This is a genomic window from bacterium (assembly GCA_035454885.1).
Lineage (GTDB): Bacteria > UBA10199 > UBA10199 > JACPAL01.
In genome coordinates this window covers 119,040-136,145 of sequence record DATIGE010000004.1, presented here as the reverse complement: position 1 = coordinate 136,145, position 17,106 = coordinate 119,040, and the positions used below count along the sequence as shown (strand labels likewise).

The following is a 17,106-nucleotide window of genomic DNA, read 5'->3' as shown; positions in this document are numbered from 1 at the left end:
TCCTTCGCTCTTTTTTGGTGTTTGAGTTTCGATATTCGCCTTGTTTTTGTCAACGGATTTCCGGTACGGACAATGCCGCTGTGCGTAACAAACTCAAGGCCCCGCTCCCCCTCGCCGAGATCTTGAAAATCGCGCTCAAGCTGCCCGTCTCGGGCCCTTCCGAGGTCGATTTTTTGGATCATCGCTGGGAGGAGCTCGTCGGTCCGAAGATGGCCTCCAGATCGCGTCCCGCCAAGGTATCAGGGAAAAGGCTCATCGTCGAGGTCACTTCATCGGCCTGGGCGAATGAATTCGAATTTCTCAGACACTCCCTCTTGGAAAAGATCCGCTCCCTCCCGGGGGCCTCTCCCATCGAGGAGATTCGCCTTCAAATAGAAACCCGTTCGGCGGCGGAGAGTGGATGGAAGACGAGGCCGCTCAAGAGCTTGGGATAGAAGAACGTCGTCTTCGGCGGCAGGACCATCCCCGTCTCGACAACCTCCTTCAGAACGCGCATCGGCGTCGTATTCAGCAAGAAGACGGCGTCCGACTGCGGCGTTGCCAGGGCCTCACGGGCGTCCTTGACGAACGTCATGAAGCGAGGGTCCTTTTCGTCCTCCTCCCGAAGACCCAACATCTCGCGAAAGATCACGCGATGCAGGATCAAGGTATCGACGGCCCGCAGCGCCGCCGGCACCTCCTTGAGCGCGGGGATCGAGTCCCGCCTCTCCGCGGACAGGGTGAGAAGCATCGGCTCCTCGCCGGGAAGGACCAACCCAAACGCTTGGGCACCGCGGGCGCCTTCGCCCTTCAGGGCCTGCAGCAGGGCTTCGTTCCCATCCGGAAAGGCCCTGAGGCCGAACAAGGCGGCCAGTTTTTTCCTAAAAGACTGCGGGTCGAATCCCGGCCAGTCGTGAAGGACCCGATGGGTCGGCAGGATGACGAGGCCGGGGTCCTCCATGTCGGAAAAGAACATCAGGACGTAATGGAAGGAGGCGTCCTCGGCGGCCTTCGCCCCTTCGGGACGGCTTTTCATCCATTCCCGGTAGGCGAGCGCCGTCTCGTATCGATGGTGGCCGTCCGCGATGAAAAGATTCTTCCGCCCGACGATCTCATCGGTCTTCCGGAACAAGGCCTGGTCGCTCACCCGCCACAGGCGCTGGCGAACGCCCTCCTCATCCGCGAAGTCGGCGAGCGGCTTGTCTTGAAAATGCGGCTCCAGCAGGCGGCCGAGGGCGTGCTCCGGGTCCGAATACAACGAAAAAATGGGGCTTAAGTTCGCGTGGCAGGACTTCATGAGCAGCAGCCGGTCGGCCTTGGGGCCCGCGAGGGTCTTTTCATGCGGCTGGATCTTGCCCTTGCCGAATTCTTCCAGCCTCCGGAGCGCCAAGAATCCCCGTCTCACGTGATGCGAGCCGTCCTTGAGCCTGAACTCCTGCTCGTACAAATAAAACGACGGTTCGGCATCGCGTTTCAAGACGCCCTCCCGGACCCATCGCTCCAGGTCGGCGGCGGCGCGCGTGTACCGGTTGTCGGCTGCGGTATCCTTGGGAAATTGATGACCCAGGATGACGCGCACGACGTTGTGAGGGTCGCGCTCGTAAAGCCGCCTTTGGGCGTCCTCATTGATGACGTCGTAGGGCGGCGCCGTCACCTTGGCCGGATCGAGCTTGCCCGAAGACAGGTCGTAGCGAAGACCACGGAACGGGGCGATCGTGGGGAAACGGTTCACAGGATTTCATCCTCCTCAAAGTACTTGAAGATCACGTCGGCCTTGATCATCCCCTCGCGGATGATCGCGAGCTTGTCCTCGGTGACGTCCACGACCGTGGAGCCGCCGGAGGGCGAGAGAGCGCCCGAGTCAATGATGGCGTCGATCTTGCCTCCGAAGTAGCTTTTGAGGTGGCGGAGGTTGAGCGACGGCGGAAAACCCGACAAATTGGCGGAGGTCGTCGTCAACGGCCGTCCCAGCTCCCGGGCGAGGGCCGTCGCCACCGCATGGGACGAGACGCGGATGCCGATCTTCCCGGTGTTGGTTGTGAGCCTCTTGGAGATCCGGTCGTTCGTGCGGAAGAGGATCGTGAGCGGCCCGGGCCAGAAAACGTCCATGAGGATCTTCGCCTTCTCGGGAATTTCCTGAACGATCGTGGCAAGCATGTCGCGGTCGCTCACGATGACGGCGACCGGATTTCCGTAATCCCTCCGCTTGACGTCGAAGAGACGCTTGATCGCGGCGTCGCTCGTCACGTCCGCGCCGAGCCCGTAGAAGGTCTCCGTCGGGTACGCGCAGATCCCCCCTTTGCGGAGGATGTCGACCACTTGCCCTATTTTCGCCGGATCGGGATTCTCGGGATCTATGTGAAAAACTTCCGTCATGCGGCCGATCGCCTCATCTTCCGGTCCTTCTCGGCAACCTGCTTCGCCAGCTTCCTGCGGTAAGCGGCGAGCTTCCTCCTCAGACCCGCGCTCGAAACTCCGAGAATCTCGACGGCGAACATCCCGGCGTTGAAGGCGCCTCCCTTGCCGATGGCCATGGTCGCGACGGGAACGCCGCCGGGCATCTGGACCGTGGAAAGGATGGAGTCCAGCCCCTTCAACGCCGACGAATCGATGGGGACGCCGACGACGGGGATCGTCGTGTGCGCCGCGACCACGCCCGCCAGGTGCGCCGCGTGCCCCGCTCCGCAGATGAGGACCTTGAGGCCCCTCCGTTCGGCGGAGGTCGCGTAAAGCATGGTGCGCCGGGGCGAGCGGTGCGCCGAGGCGATCACCATTTCGTGAGGAACCCCGAAGTCCTTCAGGACCCTCGAGGCCTCGGTCATGATCGGAGCGTCCGAATCGCTGCCCATCAAAATTCCGACGATTGGTTTCATGATTTCATTCCTTTCAATCCGATATCTCTCCGGTAATGCATTCCCTTGCAATAGATCTTCTCGCACGCGTCATAAGCGCGTTCGCGCGCCTGCCGCAGGTCCCGGCCCAGGGCGGTGACTCCCAAAACGCGCCCGCCGGAGGTCACCACCTTGCCGTCCCTGACCCGTGTCCCGGCGTGGAAGACGACGGTTTCCGGAACGCTTCCGGCCTCCCTGAGGCCTTGGATCTCGTCTCCCGTCGTCACATCCCCGGGGTAACCGCGCGCCGCCATGACCACGCAGACGGATGATCCCTCGCGCCAGCGAATGACGCGGCCCGAAAGACGGCCCGCGATCACCGCCTCCATATCGTCGACGAGATCACCCTCCCACCGGACCATGAGGGCTTGCGTCTCGGGGTCCCCGAACCGGACGTTGTACTCCAGGAGCTTCGGCTCCCCCGAACGTCCGATCATCAGGCCGGCGTAGAGGATCCCTTTGTAATCGATGCCCCTCGCCTTGAGGCCCCTGAGCGTGGGCTTGAGGATGTTTTCGATCACCCGCTCCCGCACGGCGGCGGTCACCAGGGGGGCCGGGCTGTAGGCGCCCATGCCACCGGTATTCGGCCCCGTGTCGCCCTCCCCGACCCTCTTGTGATCTTGACAGGAGTCCAGCGGCAAAATGGACGCCCCGTCGACCAGGGCCAAAAAGGACGCCTCCTCACCCTGGAGAAACTCCTCGATGACGACCTTTTCGCCGGCCGGGCCGAAGGCCTTCTTGTTCAGGACTGTATCCAGCGCCGCCAGGGCCTCGGAGCGGTCCTGGGCGATGAGGACGCCCTTTCCCGCCGCCAATCCGTCGGCCTTGACGACCACCGGGTAGGATTGGGTGGCGAGAAAATCGACGGCCCGGGCATAGTCCTCAAATACCTCGAAGCGCGCCGTCGGGATCTCCTGCTCCCTCAAAAACTGTTTCGTCCAAGCCTTGGAACCTTCCAAGACGGCGGCGTCCTTCTTGGGGCCGAAAACCGGAATCTTCTCCGCCTCCAAGAGGTCGGCGAGCCCCAAAGTCAGCGGCAACTCCGGCCCCACGACGACCAGGTCGACCGCCTTCTCGCGGGCAAGAGACGCCAAACCCGGCAGATCCTCGGCCTTGACCGCCGCGTTCTCGGCCATGTTCCGGGTCCCGGCATTGCCCGGGGCGCAGTAAATCTTCTTCACGCGGGGGCTCCTCGCGAGCTTCCAGGCCAACGCGTGTTCCCGTCCGCCGCTTCCGACGAGTAAGATCTTCACGCCGTCCGCTGTAGCGTCGCCGATCCTTGAAATCAAGAAGACTCGTCACGGTGTTTGGAGAAAACCATTGCGTAAACCATCGATCGTTCCCATAATCTTTCACCAATCCCCGAGGAGGGCTTCATGCGAATTGCTGTCTTGGCGGTCCTGTTCACGCTCATCGTCCCGGAACTGGTCGCTCAAACTCCGGAATCCGCCCCGGCGGCTCCCCCGTCCGCGGCCGCAAGCACCGTCGACGCCGCCGCCCTCGTCGCCAAGGCGGACGCCATCCGCGTTCCAACGGGCTCTTACGAATTCGACGCCGTCGCCACGAGCTTCGAGGGCGACCAGAAAAAGTCCGAGAACGGTTACAAGGCCTACGTCAAGAGCCTGGACCAGTCCCTCGTGGCCTTCACCTCCCCGGCTTCCGAGCGGGGAAAAAGCCTCCTCATGCTGGGCGATGACCTGTGGATCTATCTCCCCAACGTCAAGAAGCCCGTGCGCATCCCGCTGCAACAGAGGCTGGTGGGCGACGTCTCCAACGGCGACATCACGCGCATCAACCTGGCGGGAGACTACACGGCCGTCTATGCCGGAGAGGCGAACGTGAACGGAACCGACTGCCAGGTGCTCGACCTGACCGCCAAGAACGAGTCCAAGACGTACAACAAGATCAAGTATTGGGTCGCCAAGGCGGATGCAAAGCCCGTCAAGGCCGAGTACTTCACCGTCTCCGGCCAGTCGCTCAAGACCTGCCTGTTCGAGGACTTCCGCCAGGAGGCCGGGGCGCTTCGTCCCATGAAGCTGACCTTTCAGGACTCGATGAATGCGTCCAAGAGATCCATCCTTGTTTTCCAGAATATGGTGACCAAGTCCCTGAGTGACAACATGTTCACCAAGGACTACATGAAGACGCTCGAGTGACAGCGCGCCTTCTCGTCATTCTGGCGTTCTTCGCCCTGACCTTATCTCCCCTTTCGGCCCAAGAGACGGCTCCGCAGTCCTTGCCGGCGGAGACACAGCCCGAGGCTCGTCACGAAGCGAGACCCGAGCCCCCCCCTGCGGCGACTCCGCCGACCGCAACCTCCAAGCGGTCCTGGTGGGACGACAACTTCATTCTCACGGGCGAGGTCCGCCAGGAGACCGCCGTCCGCGTCGCCTCCCCGAAAAACTTCAGTAAACTCAAGGAGTGGGTCCGCATCGACCTCAAGTTCGTCTTCAACGATCACTTCAAGCTTCGGATCGGGGGCCGAGGCTGGGTGGATGCCGTTTACGACCTGACCGACCAATACCCCAAGCCCGTCGTGACCAACATGCGCGCCGAGGCCCTGATCCGCGACGCCTATCTGGACATCACCTATCCCTACGTGACCATCCGCGTCGGCCATCAGCAGATCGTCTGGGGCGAGGCCCTCGGGCAATTCTTCGGCGACGTCGTGACGCCCAAGGACCTGCGCGAGTTTTTCCTGCCCAGCTTCGAGGATATCCGCCTGCCCATCTGGGCGATCGACGTCCAGTACAGCTTCGCTCCGAACGCCAATCTGGAGCTCGTCCTTTCTCCGGACCGGACGGTGGACAAGCTCGCCCTTCCCGGCGCGGATTTCTCCTTTCGCGTCCCATCGGAGGCCGGAATCGAGGAGGTCCTGTTGCCCGACAACCGTCCGGACACGGACTTCAAACACTGGAACGCCGGAGTGCGCACCTCTTGGCTGGTCTCGGGGTGGGACTTCGCGGTCTTCTATTACACGAGTCCCGATCACTTGCCGTCTCTGGCCAAGACGTTGACGCTCGATACCGTGACCGGATCGCCCCTTGTCCTGCTCGACCCCGTCCACGAGCGGGTCCACAACCTGGCGGCAACCTTCAGCAAGGGAATCGGAGAATCGGTGATCGCACGGGGCGAGTTCGTCTACACGGCCGGGCGACTCTTCAACACGAGAACTCCGGCGGTGAACCGCGGCCTTGAGGGCAAGGGTCAGCTCCGCTACGTCCTTGGATTCGACTACGACATCGGCGGACACCTGCTCTTGAACAGCGAATTCCAGCAGGAGGCGATTTTGGGATCGGCGGGCAACATCACCGACCAACGCTTACGCACCTGGATGTTTTTCCGGATTTCATCTCGCCTTTTGGACGACAAGCTGAGACCCGAACTCATCGCGATCGTGGGCTTGGATGGCGGCGATACGCACTTCGGCCCCCGCCTCTCCTACGATGTGACCGATTCCGTCAACCTCACGTGGGGCGCGGACGTCTTCAGCGGCCCGCGAAACCAGCTCTATGGCCAGTTCGACGGCCAGGATCGCATCTTCATGAACACACGATGGCGGTTTTAGATCTATAAGGCACTGAATTAAATTACATTTCCTGATTTGTTTTTAATTTTGTCATCAAAATACGTCTATTTTCAAAGTATCTTTTGCCACATTTTGCCTCGCGTGGTAATTTACCGGAATGCCCGAGACGATCATCCAGTCCAACGACGTCGTCAAAGAATATCAGATGGGAAAAATCACGGTGATGGCCTTGAAGAAGCTCAATATCGCCATCGCCTCCAGTGAAATGCTTTGCATCATGGGACCCTCGGGGAGCGGTAAGTCGACGCTTCTGAACCTCCTGGGACTCTTGGATTTTCCGACGGCCGGCGAGGTCCTCCTCCACGGCATTCCAACCCATCGCCTCTCCTACGCCAAGGCGGCCAAGCTCCGGAGCCAGTACCTCGGCTTCATCTTCCAGTCGTTCAATCTTTTTCCGATGCTGAACGCCTTCGAGAACGTCGAATACCCGCTCCTCTTCCTGCCCTTTACGAGGCAGGAAAGGCGTGACCGCGTCTGGGAGGCCCTCTCCGACGTCCAGTTGCGCGAAGTCGCCCTGCACCGCCCCGACGAATTGTCCGGGGGCCAGCGCCAGAGGGTCGCCATCGCCCGGGCCTTGGCCACGCATCCCTTGCTGATCCTGGCCGATGAACCGACGGCGAACCTGGACTCCGAATCGGCCGAGGCCGTCATGGCCGCCATGCACCGACTGAACAAGGCCCGCCATACGACGTTCGTTTTTTCCACCCACGATCCGCGCGTCATGCATCACGCGACGCGCATCGTGCGCTTGAGCGATGGGGTGATCCAACATGACAATCTCCAGGCAACTGTTACGGATCTCGTTCCAAAACGTCTTTCGAAATAAGCGAAGGACGATCCTCACCCTCCTGATCCTCGCCCTGGGCAGCACCGGGCTCATGGTCGTGAGCGGGTTCTTCGAGGGCATCCACGACAGCTTCCGCGAACAGTACATCCACAGCCAGACGGGCCACCTGACGGTCAACGTCGCGGGTTATGACGCCAAAGGCGTTTCGGCACCGCTCGATTACCTCATGAAAAACCGGGTCCAGGTGCAAAAGGCGATCGAGTCCAATCCGCACGTCCTCTACACCGTACCCGTCCTCAAGTTCGGCGGCATGGCCTCCACGGACAAGACGAACGTGGCGGTTCTGGCAATCGGGGTGGACGCCGTCAATGAACAGAAGATGTCCGTCCACAAGTACTCGAAACACAAGGGTGGGGCGACGAACATCGCGGAGGGCCGGCCGCTCGACCCCAACGACCCTTACGGAGTCATCCTGGGAAAAGGCCTCATGCAGGCCCTCGGGCTCAAGGTCGGCGACCGGTTCAATTTCCTCACGACCCGTCAGGCGGGGGCCATCGACGGAGCCGAATTTCAGGTCCGCGGGGTCTTTCAGACGATCTTGAAGGAATTCGACGACAGGGGCCTGAAGATGAACCTGGCAGCGGCCCAAAAGGTCTTGGGCGTCGACGACCAAATCCACAGCCTGCTCGTCATGCTCGACAGGACCGACCACACCGGCCTGGTCCTGGGCCAGTTGAACCAAACGATCAAAGAGGAAAAACTCGGCGCGGAGATCGTGACCTGGATCGAGCAAGGGCACATGTACCGCCACGGAAGCGCCTTGTTCAAGAAGATCGAGGCGACCGTCCAGCTCATCATCGCCATCGTCTTCGTCTTCAGCATCGCCAACACGATCAACATGGCCATCTTCGAGCGCATGCGCGAGTTCGGGACGATGATGGCGATCGGCAATAGCCGGAGCTCCGTCTTCTTTGTTATTTTCACCGAGGCGGCGATCATCGGCGTCCTCGGCGCCCTCCTGGGTATCGGCGCGGGAACCGCCGTCGCCGACGCCATCTCCTCCATCGGCGTGGAGATGCCCCCGCTTCCCGGATCGACGATCGGCTACATGGCCCTCATCCTCGTCAATCCGCTCATCGCCTTGAAGGTTTTCCTCTTGGCCCTGTCCTCAACGCTGCTCGCCGCGATCCTGCCCGCCTGGCGGGCCAGCCACCTCGAAATCGTCCATGCGTTGGGATATGTATAGGCCCGTTCAGCCACCGAATTAATTCGGTGGCTAATGTCGGAAATGCCGCACGCCGGTGAAGACCATGGCGATCCCGCGCTCGTCGGCCGCCTGGATGACCTCGGCGTCCTTGATCGACCCGCCCGGTTGGACGACGGCCGTAATGCCGGCCTGAGCGGCCTCATCGATGCTGTCCCGGAACGGAAAGAAGGCGTCCGAGGCCATCACCGCGCCTTTCATCGGAGACCGGGCCTTGGAAGCGCCTATCTTCGTGGCGTCCACACGGCTCACCTGTCCCCCGCCGATCCCGATGGTCCGGTCGGAAGCGGCATAGACGATCGCGTTCGACTTGACGTGTTTCACGACCTTCCATGCGAAGGACAGGGCCTCGAACTCCGCCTCCGTCGGGCGCCGTTTCGTAACGACCTTCGCCTCTTTCACGTTGACGCCCGCAAGATCCCTATCCTGAACCAACAACCCTCCCACCACCTTTCTCAAGTGAGGTGAGGCGTTGCGATTTTCCCGCCTCCAACCCTTCCAGCCGGGCAATTCCATCAGGCGGATGTTCTTTTTGGCCGCCAGGACATCCAAGGCCTCCTTCTCAAAACCGTGCGCGATCACGCACTCGTAGAAGTCCTTTCCGATCTCCTTCGCGGTTTCGGCGTCGACGACGGCGTTGAGCGCGATGATCCCGCCGAAGGCCGAGGTCGGGTCGCACTCGCGGGCGTTTTTAAAGACATCTCTTAAGACGGTCCCCCTCGCCACGCCGCACGGCGTGGCGTGCTTGACGATGACGGCCGCCGTTTCCTCGAACTCCTTCGCCGCTTCCAAAGCGGCGTCCAGATCCATGATGTTGTTGTAGGACAACTCCTTGCCGTGCAATTGGCGCGCGGTGGCGACGCATGGCTCGTCCCCGCCCCCTACGGGGGCCGCTTCGCGGTAGAAAGCCGCCTTCTGATGCGGATTCTCCCCGTAGCGTAATTCCTGGATTTTGCGGCCCTGATAGTTGAACGCTTCCGGCCACTTCCCTTCCCGGCCCCCGGTCAGGTAATTCGCGACGGCCCCGTCGTATCTCGCCGTGAGGATGAAGACCTTTCGGGCGAGGCGGAACTTCGTTTCCCCTGAAACCGCGCCGGTCCGTTGAATTTCCTCCAGGACGGCCTGGTAATCGGCGGGATCGGTGACCACCGCCACGTCCCGCCAGTTCTTGGCCGCGGCGCGGATCATCGTGGGACCGCCGATATCGATGTTCTCGATCGCGTGTTCCAACGAAACGCCGGGTTGGGCGATGGTTTGCTCGAACGGGTAGAGGTTGACGGCCAAGAGGTCGATCGGTCCAATGCCGGACGTTTTCAATTCCTCGAGATGCCGCGGATTGTCGCGCATCGCCAGGATCCCACCATGGATCTTGGGATGAAGCGTCTTGAGGCGCCCGTCGAGGATCTCCGGCTGGCCCGTGTAGTCCCCCACTTCCACGACGGCGACCCCGGCGTCCCTTAGGAGCTTGGCCGTCCCTCCCGTCGAGAGGATCTCGATCTTGAGGCCGGCCAATCCCCTGGCAAATTCGACGATCCCCGTTTTGTCAGAAAGACTGATGAGAGCTCGCTGGATTTTCATGAATTTACCTGAGCGATGCGGCCCCTAGCAGGCTCTTGATGTCGTTGTCGACGAATTTGAGGCCCGCCCCGAGAAACCAGTCGGGATCCTGCTGCTTGGAAATGAAGTCATCCACGCCCGAAACGAGGAAGATGTTCTTCGTCACATTCACGCTGCCCAGCACCTTCAGGTGCGGGCGCAGGTCGTTGTCGGTCCGGAAATCGAAGGCCGAAAATTGGACGCCGAACGGCCCGTACCGGTAGTCCACGCCGACACCGCCGCGCGATTCGATCAACCCCCCGCGGAGCGTGAAATTGTGGAACTCCTTGGCGAGCTGGGCGGAAACAAGGAACTTGTCCTTGTCCACAACGTTCTCTTCGGTGACGACGGTCGTCGTGGAACCGCCGGCGCTGACGTCCGTCGTCGTGACCTTCGTGACCGGCGACGGATTCGGGTCGACCACGAACTCGAGCAGGAAGTACTTGTCCGGGCGGGGTTTCACGGCCAGGCCGACGTAGTTTTTGAAATCCTTGGTCTCCCCCAGGTACTCGACGTGGTAGCCAACCTCGAACTGGAACCGGTTGATGCCGCCGACCGTCTCGCTGACCCCGCGGGCCGCCTCGTTCAAGTTGTCGGCGAGCTCGCCGTCGTTGACCAGCCGTCCGATCGTACCGCGCCCCTCGTCCACCTTGCGCGTGATGTTGTTGAGGCGCGCCATCGTATCCTTGAGCGACTCCTTGCGGTCCGCCATGACCTCTTCGATATCGCTCGAAAAATGCCTCAGATTGGCGATGATGGCGTTGACGCTCTCCTGGTTTTGAACGGTGATCTCGGAGAGCTTCTTCGTGAACGTCTCCATGTTCTTGAGGACGCGGTTCACGGGCCCCGACTCGTCCGCGACCATTTTCTTGAGCGACTCCGTGATCTCCTTTACGTCGGACGCAATCTGGCCCAAATCGACGTAAGGGTTGGTGGCCGAGATCCGCCCGCCGCCCTCGATAATGCCCGTGCTGGGATCGCCCGGCTTCAGCTCGATGTAGGTCTCGCCCAAGAACCCCTTCGTGCGCACCTGGGCCACGGCGTCTTGGCCCAGCACGACCCTCTTGTCGATTTGCAGGTCCGCCTTGGCCCGCCTCCCGTCCTGGAGGTCCAGCCTTTCGACGTGACCGACCTGAATGCCGGCGACCTCCACCGGGGTCTTCAGGGTCAGCCCCTCCGCCGAGTCGAGAACGACGGTCACCTGGTAGGCACCGCCTCCGAACAGTCCCTTGTCGCTCACGCGGACCGTCGCCCACGCGATGATGAGCAAGGCCGCGGCGGCAAATATCCCCACCTTGAGCTCGGCCGACGATTTCTTAATCACCTTGGCGCTCCAGGAAGCGGCGGACAAACGGATGGCGGCTCTTCCGGAAGGCCTCCGGAGCGCCGTTCTCGATGATCACGCCTTCGTGCAGCATGGCCACATGGTCGGCGACCTGGAACGTGGCCTCGATGTCGTGGCTGATGATGACCGACGTCACCCCCGTCTTGTTGTGGGTATCGACGATGAGGCGATTGATGGTGTCCGTCATGAGCGGGTCGAGTCCGGTCGTCGGTTCGTCGTAGAGAATGATGCTCGGTTCTAGGGCAATCGCCCGAGCGAGTCCAACCCTTTTTCTCATTCCACCCGACAATTCCGAAGGCATTTTGTCCAGCGCGGCCTCCAGCCCCACCAGCGTCAGTTTTTCCTTCACCCGCCGGGCGATTTCCTCGTCCGAAAGGTCCGTGTGCTCCCGGAGGGGAAAGGCCACGTTGTCCTCGACGTCGAACGAATCGAAAAGGGCCGCGTTTTGGAAAAGCATGCCGAATTTTTTCCGGAACTCGTTGATCTCCCGGTCGCCCAAGGTCGCCAGGTCCGTGCCGTCCACCACGACCCGTCCGCGGTCCGGCCGGATGAGGCCGATCATGTGCTTGAGAAGAACCGATTTTCCCTCGCCGCTGGGCCCCAGGATGACCGAGATCCTGCCCTTGGGCAGATGAAGGTTCAGTCCCTTGAGGACGGCGTTGCCGTTGAACGATTTCCAGACTTCCTCGAAGCGTATCATCAGTTCCCCGGAAAAACTTCCAAGATCCACGACGTCAGGAAATAATCCATCACCAGAATGACCACCGACGAGATCACCACCGCCTGTGTCGTCGAGCGCCCGACTCCCTCCGCGCCTCCGTAAGTCCGGTAACCGCGCTGGCAGCTGATCAGGCCCAGCATCGCGCCGAAGAACGCCGCCTTGATCAGCCCTCCGACCACGTCGTCGACGTCCACGTAATAGATCAGTTTCTGCGTGAAAACGACGGGCTCGATGTGGAGCAAGTGCACCGCCACGAAGTAGGCGCCGACGATGCCGATATAGCTGAAGATCCCCGCGAGGAGCGGCAGCATCAGGACCGAGGCGACGACGCGCGGGACCACAAGATAGTGCATGGGATTCACAGCCATCGCGGAGAGGGCGTCGACCTGCTCGGTGACCTTCATCGTGCCGATCTCGGCCGCCATCGCCGATCCCGCGCGGGCGGCCACCATGAGCGCGGTAAAAACCGGCGCGATCTCGCGTGTGAGCGCGAGCCCCACCGTCGACCCGACGAAGATCTGCGCGTTGAACTGACGGAAGGCGTAGCCCGTCTGCAGGGCGAAGACCATGCCGGTAAAGGTGCCCGTCAAAGCGATGATGGGAAGGGACCGGACGCCGATGAACTCCATCTGCCGGAAGAAGACCGACTTCCGGAACGGGCGCGCGAACAGCCAGCGGAAGAACGACCTCGCGAAGAGCAGGAACTCACCCAGCTCGTGCACCCACACGATGAAAAAGCGGCCCAGGGCCTCGACGAGTTTAACGAAAAACACGGTTCACTCTTTCCGAAATGCGGCAAAAAATCTCGTAGGAAATGGTCTCGGCCTTTTCGGCCAAGTCCTCGGCCCGGATCTCCGCCTTTCCTTGGCGGCCCAGCAAGACCACTTCATCGCCCACCGACGCGCCCGCGACGCCCGTCACGTCGATCATCATGAGGTCCATGCAGACCATGCCCGCCACCGGGGCCTCTTTCGAATGGATCAGGACCCGGGCGCGGTTGGACAGAAGGCGTGGGTAGCCGTCCGCGTACCCCACCGGCACGATCGCGATGCGCGAGGGCTTTTTGGTCTTGTACGTGCGGTTGTAACTCACCGGTGTCCCGGACGGGACGTCCTTGAGGGCGATGACGTGGGATTTCCAGGTCAGAACCGGCTTGAGCGGGACAAGCTTACGGTCCCTCTCCAAAGGATACGCCCCATAGAGGGCGATCCCCAATCTGGCCATGAGCTCCGCCCCTGCACCGCCCAACTTCCCGTCGATACTCGCCTGGCTGTTGGCGAGGTGAAAGGTTCTGGAGACACCCTCCATCCCGAAGGCCTCCCCGAAAACCTCCCGCGCCTTCTCGAAGGCCTTCGCTTGTTTGGCGGTATAGGGTCCGTCGCCCGCCTCCGCCAGATGGCTCAGGAGGCCTTCCGGCTCCACGAAGGGCAGCTTTTTGACCGCCGCGCACGCGGCCGGGAAGTCTTTGGGCAGGAATCCCAGCCGCGTCATGCCCGTGTCCACCTTGAGGTGGATGGGAAGTTTCTTGCCCGACCGCGCCATGAAATCGCTCAAGGCCGCGGCCGACTCCAGGTCGTAGACGACGGGGGTGAGCTGGTAGCGAACCAGGGCTTCCTTCTGATCGCCCACCATCCCCAACAGGATCAGAATCGGCCTCTTGACCCCCGCCTCGCGGAGAGAGATCCCCTCGTCGACCGTCCCGACGCCGAAGGCATCGGCCCCTTCATCTTGAAGCGTCTTGGCGACCCGTTGCGCCCCGTGGCCGTAGGCGTTCGACTTGACGACGCAGAGGGCCTTGACGCCGGCCGGCAAACAACGCCGTAATTGCCGGTAGTTGTGCCGCAAGGCCTCGAGGTCCACTTCAACGAATGTGGGTGAAACGCGTTTCATTTCTTGCCGAAAAAGCCGCGCAAAGTTATAGGGTTCGGCTCCATTATGTCAATTCGCTTAACTTTTCTGGGGCATTCGACGGTTCTGATTCAAGACGGCCCCTCCGCCATCCTGACGGACCCCGTCTTTGGCGACCGGGTCCTGACGGCCCGGCGTCGCCAGCCCTTCCCGGTCGACATCAACGACTTGCCCAGACCCACCGCCGTTCTCATCTCCAATGCGCACTATGACCACCTGGATCTGCACGCCCTCAAGTTCTTTGATTCGAGCGTCCCCATCGTCCTGCCTTTGGGGCTGGGAAAACTGGTTTCCAAATTCGTGAGGAATCCGATTGTGGAGATCGGCCACGGCAACTCGCATCAGGTGGCCGCCGGTCTGGGCGTCACGGCCTTTCCCGTGAATCATCGCGGGTTCCGGCTCTCGGGCTTCACCTACCGCGGAACCAACGGCTATTGGATCGAACTGAATGGTTCGAGGATCTTCTTTCCGGGTGATACGGGCTATCGGGGCGATTTCGAGGCGTTTCGCGACCCCGACGTCGCCCTCCTCGCCATCGGCCCCTGCCATCCGGCCTGGATCATGAGACGACGCCATCTCACGCCCGCGGATGCCATCCGGGTGATGGAGGAAACGGGTGCGAAAAAGATGATTCCGATCCACTGGGGCGCGTTCAAGCCATGGTTCAACGGCGCGGACGCCCCGCTGGAAGAACTCAAGAAGATCGTCGCTGATCGAAATTTCGGAGACCGGGTGGCGATCCTCCAAGCCGGCGAGCTCCTGACGCTCTAGCCTGACTTAGTGAGGAAGGAGCCGGGCCTAACGGATCAGGCTGCATCCGCCGGAGTCCGAGCCTCCGCCCGATCCACCGCTCGTGCCTCCCGTCGTCTCCCCACCGGTGGTCGTTCCGCCCGTCGTTCCGGCGGGGATCAAAGTGCAGTCGGCGGCGCAATCGACGCCGCCGTCACAATCCTCCACGCCGGCCTGAACGAAACCATCCCCGCAGGAAGCGGCGGCACAGGTGGAAAGACAGGCGTCGGTCTCGTCGGCGTTGCCGTCGTCGCAGGCCTCGGGCGACTCCACAACACCGTTCCCGCACGCCGGATCGGTCACGAGCTGGCCGAAGATCTCGCCCTCCAACTCAACCAATGGCGGCACGTCGTCGACGCCGCTCCAGACCACCAAGGAAATGTTGTCGGCCGAATCGTAGGCGACGTTCGGAAATTGGACGGCGTAGGCCGCCGTCCCGATCCCCATCATATCACTCAAGCGGACGTTCGAACCGATCAAATCTCCCGCGGAGGCGTCGGCACCCGCCGCGACCCGCTGGCCGAAAATCTCGATGTCTTCGTCGACCTGGCCGCCCTGGTCCGTATCGCCGTACCAGACGACGAAATATTCATCGTTCGCCGAATTATAGGCGACGGCCGGAATGAAGCCGCCGAAGTTGGAATCGCCGTCCGGGCCCATGAAGCTGATCCGAATATCGTTGGTGCCGGTCTCGTCGCCCGCGGCGCCCACCCTCTGTCCGTAAATTTCATTTTCGGTAGCCGCCGCATCGTTGCCTTGCCAGACCACGAGATATTCGTCGTCCATGGAATTGAAGGCGATCCGGGGGACGTCAGCGAAGAAAATGAAATCGGTGTCTGGTCCCATGTCGCTCAACTGGCGTTCGACTCCTATTCCAACGGCGTTGGCGTCCAAGCGCTGACCGAAAATTTCGGTCCCGGGATGGGGATCCGTCGATTTCGCTTCCCCGAAACAGTCGCATCGGAAGACGGCGAAGTATTCGTTATCGACCGAATTGTAGGCCACGTCCGTGCGGTCCGGCTCCAGGAAGTTGCCCACGAGTTCGCGATCCGGATCCGGGACGCGGAGAACCGTCTGAGAACCGATGAAAGAACCGTCGCTTGCGCCGATGCGTTGCCCAAAAAGGTCCCCCTGCTTGCCCGTGAAAGCGGAGTCGAAGGCCATCCAGACGACGAGGTACTCGTTGTTTGCGCTGTTGTAGGCGACAGACGGCCGAAGGCCTGCAGGGCCCGCGTCTCCGTCGGTGCCTGTCACGCTGATCCGGAAGTCGTTGTCTCCAATTTCCTCTCCCGTCGCCGCATTCACGCGCTGCCCGAAGACTTCCCTTTCGCCGTCGGCAAGAGGCGCCCCGCTAAAAGTTCGCCCGACATCGGACCCTGCCCATACAACCAGATACTGATTGTCCTGGGAATCGTAGGCCACACGGGGCTCGTCGTTGAAAGAGGACGATGTCGGATTCGCCGAATCGTCATCCCCGATGTCGCTCAAGCGGACGCGCGCCCCCAACAATTCGCCCGTCTTGGCGTCGAGCCTCTGTCCGAAGATCTGAGCGGCGCCGTTCGTCACCGTATCCACGTCATCGATCCCGATCCAGACGACGAAGAATTCGTCGGCAGCGCTGTTATAAGCGACATCGGGTTGGCTCCCCGCATAACTGGTATTGCCATCGGGTCCCATGTGACTGATCCGGAAGTCGTTGAGTCCAATCTCGTCGGACCTTGCTGCCGGGGGGACTGCCAACAGAGCGAGAAGCGCCATGGAGCTCACGGAGAGAGAGCCTTTGAAGCCCATAAGATAACCTCTTTTGTTTCAGCGGGTTAACGACATTGGTTGATAATTGTCATGATTATTGTTCACCAGCCTCCTCACATCAAGGAGCATTTTCTTGCGGACCATTTGACAACGAGGCCTCCCCGTTCCATCTTAAGCTCCATTCGGGGTGCCAAAAGGCTGAGATCTCCGCCAGAGGCGGAGGGACCCGTCGAACCTGATCCGGGTAATGCCGGCGTAGGGAGAAAAAGTGGCTTCCATCCCCCTGACCATTCAACTCAACGGCGTGACGAAGGCCTTCGAGGCCCCCCTCACCGTGGCCGATCTCATCCATAGGATCGAAATCCCATCCCCCTCCGTCGCCGTGGCCGTCAACTCAGAGATCGTACCGCGTTCCGAGTTCCAGAGCTATCAGGTCAAGGACCGGGACCGGGTCGAGATCATCCGTGCGGTCGCTGGAGGATAGA

Annotated in this window: 17 protein-coding genes and 1 riboswitch; of the genes, 7 read left to right on the top strand and 10 right to left on the bottom strand. The window is 61.4% G+C overall.

Annotation, left to right across the window (positions count from 1 at the left end; genetic code table 11):
* Positions 1–80: 80 nt before the first annotated feature.
* Positions 81–434, top strand: a complete 354-nt coding sequence (locus tag VLJ37_01215) for a DUF721 domain-containing protein (GenBank protein ID HSA58288.1) — start codon at positions 81–83, stop codon at positions 432–434.
* Here the strand turns inward: VLJ37_01215 and VLJ37_01210 are convergent.
* From VLJ37_01210 to purD, 4 genes are read right to left on the bottom strand one after another with little or no spacing between them, the layout of a single operon-like run.
* Positions 368–1,711 carry a DUF1015 domain-containing protein gene (locus VLJ37_01210; protein ID HSA58287.1) on the bottom strand — a complete coding sequence of 448 codons (1,344 nt, stop codon included), beginning with the start codon at positions 1,709–1,711 and terminating at the stop codon, positions 368–370. The two genes, VLJ37_01215 and VLJ37_01210, sit on opposite strands and share 67 nt — an antisense overlap.
* Complete coding sequence (locus tag VLJ37_01205) at positions 1,708–2,355, bottom strand: L-threonylcarbamoyladenylate synthase (protein HSA58286.1); 648 nt, start codon at positions 2,353–2,355, stop codon at positions 1,708–1,710. Before VLJ37_01205 ends, VLJ37_01210 begins: the two co-directional genes overlap by 4 nt.
* Positions 2,352–2,852 carry a 5-(carboxyamino)imidazole ribonucleotide mutase gene (gene purE, locus VLJ37_01200; protein HSA58285.1) on the bottom strand — a complete coding sequence of 167 codons (501 nt, stop codon included), beginning with the start codon at positions 2,850–2,852 and terminating at the stop codon, positions 2,352–2,354. Before purE ends, VLJ37_01205 begins: the two co-directional genes overlap by 4 nt.
* Positions 2,849–4,123, bottom strand: coding sequence for a phosphoribosylamine--glycine ligase (gene purD, locus VLJ37_01195; protein HSA58284.1), 1,275 nt, complete (start codon positions 4,121–4,123; stop codon positions 2,849–2,851). The genes purE and purD overlap by 4 nt, the downstream gene beginning before the upstream one ends.
* A gap of 123 nt (positions 4,124–4,246) precedes the next feature.
* Here purD and VLJ37_01190 point away from each other — a divergent pair, with 123 nt between their 5' ends.
* The 4 genes from VLJ37_01190 (at position 4,247) to VLJ37_01175 (ending at position 8,492) form a co-directional block, all read left to right on the top strand.
* Positions 4,247–5,026 carry an outer membrane lipoprotein-sorting protein gene (locus tag VLJ37_01190; protein ID HSA58283.1) on the top strand — a complete coding sequence of 260 codons (780 nt, stop codon included), beginning with the start codon at positions 4,247–4,249 and terminating at the stop codon, positions 5,024–5,026.
* Positions 5,023–6,438 carry a DUF1302 family protein gene (locus VLJ37_01185; protein HSA58282.1) on the top strand — a complete coding sequence of 472 codons (1,416 nt, stop codon included), beginning with the start codon at positions 5,023–5,025 and terminating at the stop codon, positions 6,436–6,438. The genes VLJ37_01190 and VLJ37_01185 overlap by 4 nt, the downstream gene beginning before the upstream one ends.
* Before the next feature lie 118 nt (positions 6,439–6,556).
* Positions 6,557–7,285 carry an ABC transporter ATP-binding protein gene (locus VLJ37_01180; GenBank protein ID HSA58281.1) on the top strand — a complete coding sequence of 243 codons (729 nt, stop codon included), beginning with the start codon at positions 6,557–6,559 and terminating at the stop codon, positions 7,283–7,285.
* Entirely contained in the window at positions 7,230–8,492 is a 1,263-nt protein-coding gene (locus VLJ37_01175) for an FtsX-like permease family protein (protein ID HSA58280.1), read from the top strand. Before VLJ37_01180 ends, VLJ37_01175 begins: the two co-directional genes overlap by 56 nt.
* A 30-nt stretch (positions 8,493–8,522) precedes the next feature.
* Here the strand turns inward: VLJ37_01175 and purH are convergent, their stop codons facing one another.
* Genes purH through alr form a run of 5 tightly spaced genes read right to left on the bottom strand, consistent with a single transcriptional unit; the run spans position 8,523 to position 14,062 of the window.
* Positions 8,523–10,088 carry a bifunctional phosphoribosylaminoimidazolecarboxamide formyltransferase/IMP cyclohydrolase gene (gene purH / locus VLJ37_01170; protein HSA58279.1) on the bottom strand — a complete coding sequence of 522 codons (1,566 nt, stop codon included), beginning with the start codon at positions 10,086–10,088 and terminating at the stop codon, positions 8,523–8,525.
* A gap of 4 nt (positions 10,089–10,092) precedes the next feature.
* Positions 10,093–11,430 (bottom strand): MlaD family protein, encoded by a 1,338-nt coding sequence (locus VLJ37_01165; protein HSA58278.1) that lies wholly within the window; start codon positions 11,428–11,430, stop codon positions 10,093–10,095.
* Positions 11,423–12,151, bottom strand: coding sequence for an ABC transporter ATP-binding protein (locus VLJ37_01160; protein HSA58277.1), 729 nt, complete (start codon positions 12,149–12,151; stop codon positions 11,423–11,425). The genes VLJ37_01165 and VLJ37_01160 overlap by 8 nt, the downstream gene beginning before the upstream one ends.
* Positions 12,151–12,945, bottom strand: a complete 795-nt coding sequence (locus VLJ37_01155) for an ABC transporter permease (GenBank protein HSA58276.1) — start codon at positions 12,943–12,945, stop codon at positions 12,151–12,153. Before VLJ37_01155 ends, VLJ37_01160 begins: the two co-directional genes overlap by 1 nt.
* Positions 12,932–14,062 (bottom strand): alanine racemase, encoded by a 1,131-nt coding sequence (gene alr / locus VLJ37_01150; protein ID HSA58275.1) that lies wholly within the window; start codon positions 14,060–14,062, stop codon positions 12,932–12,934. The genes VLJ37_01155 and alr overlap by 14 nt, the downstream gene beginning before the upstream one ends.
* A gap of 45 nt (positions 14,063–14,107) precedes the next feature.
* Between alr and VLJ37_01145 the strand changes: the two genes are divergently transcribed.
* Positions 14,108–14,851, top strand: coding sequence for an MBL fold metallo-hydrolase (locus VLJ37_01145; protein HSA58274.1), 744 nt, complete (start codon positions 14,108–14,110; stop codon positions 14,849–14,851).
* 27 nt (positions 14,852–14,878) lie between these two features.
* Here the strand turns inward: VLJ37_01145 and VLJ37_01140 are convergent, their stop codons facing one another.
* Positions 14,879–16,660, bottom strand: a complete 1,782-nt coding sequence (locus VLJ37_01140) for a hypothetical protein (protein HSA58273.1) — start codon at positions 16,658–16,660, stop codon at positions 14,879–14,881.
* Between the two features lie 134 nt (positions 16,661–16,794).
* Positions 16,795–16,900, top strand: a riboswitch (TPP riboswitch).
* On the opposite strand from VLJ37_01140, the gene thiS reads away from it, so the two are divergent.
* Positions 16,890–17,105, top strand: a complete 216-nt coding sequence (gene thiS / locus VLJ37_01135; GenBank protein HSA58272.1) for a sulfur carrier protein ThiS — start codon at positions 16,890–16,892, stop codon at positions 17,103–17,105. Its footprint overlaps the riboswitch before it by 11 nt.
* Position 17,106 lies beyond the last annotated feature (1 nt).

Excerpts from the sequence above, each read along its gene's own strand:
- purE (HSA58285.1), bottom strand. The coding sequence starts at position 2,852 with ATGAAACCAATCGTCGGAATTTTGATGGGCAGCGATTCGGACGCTCCG.
- VLJ37_01140 (HSA58273.1), bottom strand. The coding sequence starts at position 16,660 with ATGGGCTTCAAAGGCTCTCTCTCCGTGAGCTCCATGGCGCTTCTCGCT.
- VLJ37_01205 (HSA58286.1), bottom strand. The coding sequence starts at position 2,355 with ATGACGGAAGTTTTTCACATAGATCCCGAGAATCCCGATCCGGCGAAA.
- VLJ37_01180 (HSA58281.1), top strand. The coding sequence starts at position 6,557 with ATGCCCGAGACGATCATCCAGTCCAACGACGTCGTCAAAGAATATCAG.
- alr (HSA58275.1), bottom strand. The coding sequence starts at position 14,062 with ATGAAACGCGTTTCACCCACATTCGTTGAAGTGGACCTCGAGGCCTTG.
- VLJ37_01190 (HSA58283.1), top strand. The coding sequence starts at position 4,247 with ATGCGAATTGCTGTCTTGGCGGTCCTGTTCACGCTCATCGTCCCGGAA.
- VLJ37_01145 (HSA58274.1), top strand. The coding sequence starts at position 14,108 with ATGTCAATTCGCTTAACTTTTCTGGGGCATTCGACGGTTCTGATTCAA.
- VLJ37_01175 (HSA58280.1), top strand. The coding sequence starts at position 7,230 with ATGACAATCTCCAGGCAACTGTTACGGATCTCGTTCCAAAACGTCTTT.
- VLJ37_01160 (HSA58277.1), bottom strand. The coding sequence starts at position 12,151 with ATGATACGCTTCGAGGAAGTCTGGAAATCGTTCAACGGCAACGCCGTC.
- purH (HSA58279.1), bottom strand. The coding sequence starts at position 10,088 with ATGAAAATCCAGCGAGCTCTCATCAGTCTTTCTGACAAAACGGGGATC.